This is a genomic window from Sulfuricurvum sp. (assembly GCF_019163035.1).
Taxonomy (GTDB): domain Bacteria; phylum Campylobacterota; class Campylobacteria; order Campylobacterales; family Sulfurimonadaceae; genus Sulfuricurvum.
This window is the reverse complement of the sequence record NZ_JAFLKV010000147.1, coordinates 1-3,298: the sequence shown is the minus strand read 5'-3', so window position 1 is coordinate 3,298 and position 3,298 is coordinate 1. Positions and strand designations below refer to the sequence as shown.

The window sequence follows — 3,298 nt, the reverse complement described above, 5'->3', positions numbered from 1 at the left end:
ATGAACTCACGCGAGATGCTTATCAAAGATTTACTCAACCAATCCAATGATGCGGGGACATTAAACAGTGTTATCACTTCTTTAAATACCCTTATCGATGAACGTATCAACGCCTGCCATCGTCTTAGCCTCGAATACCCATCAGCTCGAAATGCTTTAGCCAAACTCGCCCAAAAAGCCTCCGGTTCCAAAGCCCTTTTGGCACGTGAAGTGAGAGGAAACCCTTATGAACACTAAAGAGCTCCTAGACGCACTGAATCTCCTATCCTATCCAGGGCTTAGCCGAAGCCTCGGTGAACTAAAACTAATCTCTACCGTCAAAGTGATCGATTCTAACGCCAAAATCGAGCTCCTTACGGTCAGTGATGACTCTTATCTCACCGTAAAATCAGCAATCGAATCCGCTTTTGGAGATCATTTCAGTACACTCGATATTACCAAAAAAGCTCAGGTACAAAAAGACACCAACTACGGTAACAGCGCCACTCCAAACAACCGCGCCCCTTATGCTAAAAATGTGATAGCCGTTACGAGCGGAAAAGGGGGGGTTGGGAAAAGTACCGTCAGTGTCAATCTCGCTATTGCCCTTGCCCAAAAGGGGTACCGTGTCGGGATTTTAGATGCCGATGTTTACGGTCCCAATGTTCCTCGCCTTACCAATACCGATCTTGAAAAGATCAAATGGAATGATGATAATAAAATTATCCCGAGTGAAAACTACGGGATAAAAATCATGAGTGTCGCCCTTACCACTCCGACCTCCGATACGCCTCTCGTATGGCGTTCATCGGTTGCCGTATCGGCATTAATCCAGTTTCTCGAAGATGTAGAGTGGGGAGAGCTTGATTTTATGGTAATCGATATGCCTCCCGGCACTGGAGACATTCAGCTCACTATGGCACAAGAGCTCCCTATCACCGCAGGGGTCATCGTCACTACCCCACAACTCGTCGCCAGTGATGACGTCAGCCGCTCCATCCGAATGTTTCAAGATATCCACGTTCCGATGGCAGGATTAGTGGAAAACATGAGCTACTTCATTGCTCCTGATACCGGTACACGCTACGATATATTCGGAAGTGGAGGCGGTGAGAGATTGGCGGCACGTTATAACATTCCGTTATTAGGTCAAATACCGCTAAACATGGATATCCGAGAGGGTTCTGATAACGGAGAACCGCCCGTTGTTTTAGGCAGTGAGGTGTTAAAAAGTTATTATCGTGATATAGTAGAAAATATGTTAAAAGCGGTGAAGTTTAAAGTGTAGTTTTTCGTCACCCTGAACTAGATTCAGGGTCTAATAGGAGATGCCGAATCTAGTTCGGCATGACAATATTTTTATTTGAAGATTTTTTGTAGACCCTTAGTGATCGCATCAGGTACAGTTGCTATCCCCATAAACTCTGTCATAGTAAGAAGCGGATAGCTAATCGCAATGAAATATTTTGCATTCAATGCTTTAGCTTCTCCACCCTCGATCAAAACAGCATACGGTAAAATCTCTCCGTTTTGAGCTCCGATTTTTTTCACAAATCCGCTGGTACGTTTGTCAAGTTCGACAAAGGCAACATAACTATCCGCACCTACTTGAACGACCGCTGTCGTCCCTTTAGCCGCTTTTGCTTTTGCCACCAATTCAGCCGTTGAACCCGTACCCACAACATCCATATCTGCATAATACGGCATACTCATCATAAAATGGTAATCAGCCAATCCCGCAAATTCCCATTTATCGGCAGAATCTTTCAACGGTCCAAACGCTTTTTCAAGCGATGCCAACGCTGACGCTGCCGTCGCATGGCTATACTCTTTTTGCATAAATGCTTTTCCGAAATAAACAGGGTTCGCGATGCTGATTTGTTTATTAGCATCATCCACTAAAATACGCCCGACTGCCGCAAAACCACGTGTCGGTTTGTTTGCCATCGCTTTCATTTGCGCATTCGTAAACAACACAGTTGTCCCTGCATCCGTTGCCTTTGTACCGACTACTTCAAAGCCGACAGAAGCGAGTTTCGATTTAACACTATCGACATCACTGTAGGCTCCAATTTTATACGTAGCAACTACTTTTTCAATTTTGACCCCAGCTTCAGCTTCAGGAGCGGTTCCGGCACATCCGCAAAATCCGAGAACAAGTGCGCTCATTATGAGTGTATAGAATTTTCTCATTTCTCTTTTGCTCCTAATTCCGTCATAATTTTAATGATCTCTTTATCCAAAGCAACGATAGAATCATTCATTTTTTGATCTTTAATGCCCATAACCGCTGACCAAGTTTCAAGACGAGGCATACCAATCATAAGTTTATTCGATCCTTTTTCAACATACATATACATTGAACACGGCGCAAGCGCTCCTGCATCCGGACGCCCTTGGTTAAAAATACCCTCAGAAAATCGGAAATGACAAAGTGAGTAAACCCAGTACTCATCATATCGACCGAACTCGATATTTGCATCGGTCATAGAGCCTTTGATATCTTTGTATCCGGCAATGATATATTTGTGACTTTCAAACGCTTCTTCAAATTTACTTTGGAAATCAGATTTAAATGCTTCCAAGCTCGCACCACGTTCAAATGGCATTTCGAATGTCATCATCGGTTTAGCAGGAAGTGCTTTATAATCGACAATATGCACTTTATTTCCAATCTCAGTTTCAATCAGTTTGTCCAACGGCACAAATGATGCCGCAAACTTTGCACGCACATCTGCATCTTTAACACCAACGATATCGAGCATTGCTTCAGGAGTTACGTGACCAACGTAGGTTTTATTTTCACCCATTTTTTTATAAATATGTAAATTAAACGGAGAGAACCCGCCCAAAGATGGTTCTTTCATTAACAACGGTCCAATAAGCGAATCATTGGTAATTGAGAAAAATCCGAGGTTGTCCAATGTTGCTTTAAACGTTGGGTCAAAATCAGGATGTTTGACTTGTGCCCCTTTTTCGGTTTTAAACTCAGTTCCCCATTTGGTTTTATACGCATCGTTAATGCGCTCATGTGGATCAGAGAGGACAAAGCCCAATGTTGTGATCTTCTTATTGACCATATCCATATACACTTTCTCTTTATCGCCCTCACCGACATAGAACTTCGCCCCTTGAGCGCCAAACGCCATAGACGCTGCCAATGACAGTGCTGCCGCACCGATTAATAATCTGCTAAACATAGTATTCTCCTTCGTGTAATCGCATTTGAGCCGTGATATATGCCCCTGTATCTTAAGGGGGTATTTTATCACAAAGCCATCAAAAAAACGATAATAACAACTCAAAATATGTGAACTCT

4 protein-coding genes are annotated in these 3,298 nt (G+C 43.2%); 2 read left to right on the top strand and 2 right to left on the bottom strand.

Features of this window, described 5'->3' with window-relative positions; translation table 11 throughout:
* On the top strand, window positions 1-237 hold a 237-nt coding region (locus tag JZU62_RS10510; RefSeq protein ID WP_295014577.1), incomplete at its 5' end, for a hypothetical protein.
* Entirely contained in the window at window positions 227-1,267 is a 1,041-nt protein-coding gene (locus JZU62_RS10505) for an Mrp/NBP35 family ATP-binding protein (protein ID WP_295014576.1), read from the top strand. The genes JZU62_RS10510 and JZU62_RS10505, both read left to right, overlap by 11 nt.
* Before the next feature lie 71 nt (window positions 1,268-1,338).
* Here the strand turns inward: JZU62_RS10505 and JZU62_RS10500 are convergent, their stop codons facing one another.
* Together JZU62_RS10500 and JZU62_RS10495 are read right to left on the bottom strand one after the other, a co-directional pair.
* Complete coding sequence (locus JZU62_RS10500; RefSeq protein ID WP_295014574.1) at window positions 1,339-2,172, bottom strand: hypothetical protein; 834 nt, start codon at window positions 2,170-2,172, stop codon at window positions 1,339-1,341.
* Window positions 2,169-3,179: a hypothetical protein gene (locus tag JZU62_RS10495; protein WP_295014572.1), complete on the bottom strand. Its 1,011-nt coding sequence runs from the start codon at window positions 3,177-3,179 to the stop codon at window positions 2,169-2,171. The genes JZU62_RS10500 and JZU62_RS10495 overlap by 4 nt, the downstream gene beginning before the upstream one ends.
* Between the last annotated feature and the right edge of the window lie 119 nt (window positions 3,180-3,298).

Excerpts from the sequence above, each read along its gene's own strand:
- JZU62_RS10505 (WP_295014576.1), top strand. The coding sequence starts at position 227 with ATGAACACTAAAGAGCTCCTAGACGCACTGAATCTCCTATCCTATCCA.
- JZU62_RS10500 (WP_295014574.1), bottom strand. The coding sequence starts at position 2,172 with ATGAGAAAATTCTATACACTCATAATGAGCGCACTTGTTCTCGGATTT.
- JZU62_RS10495 (WP_295014572.1), bottom strand. The coding sequence starts at position 3,179 with ATGTTTAGCAGATTATTAATCGGTGCGGCAGCACTGTCATTGGCAGCG.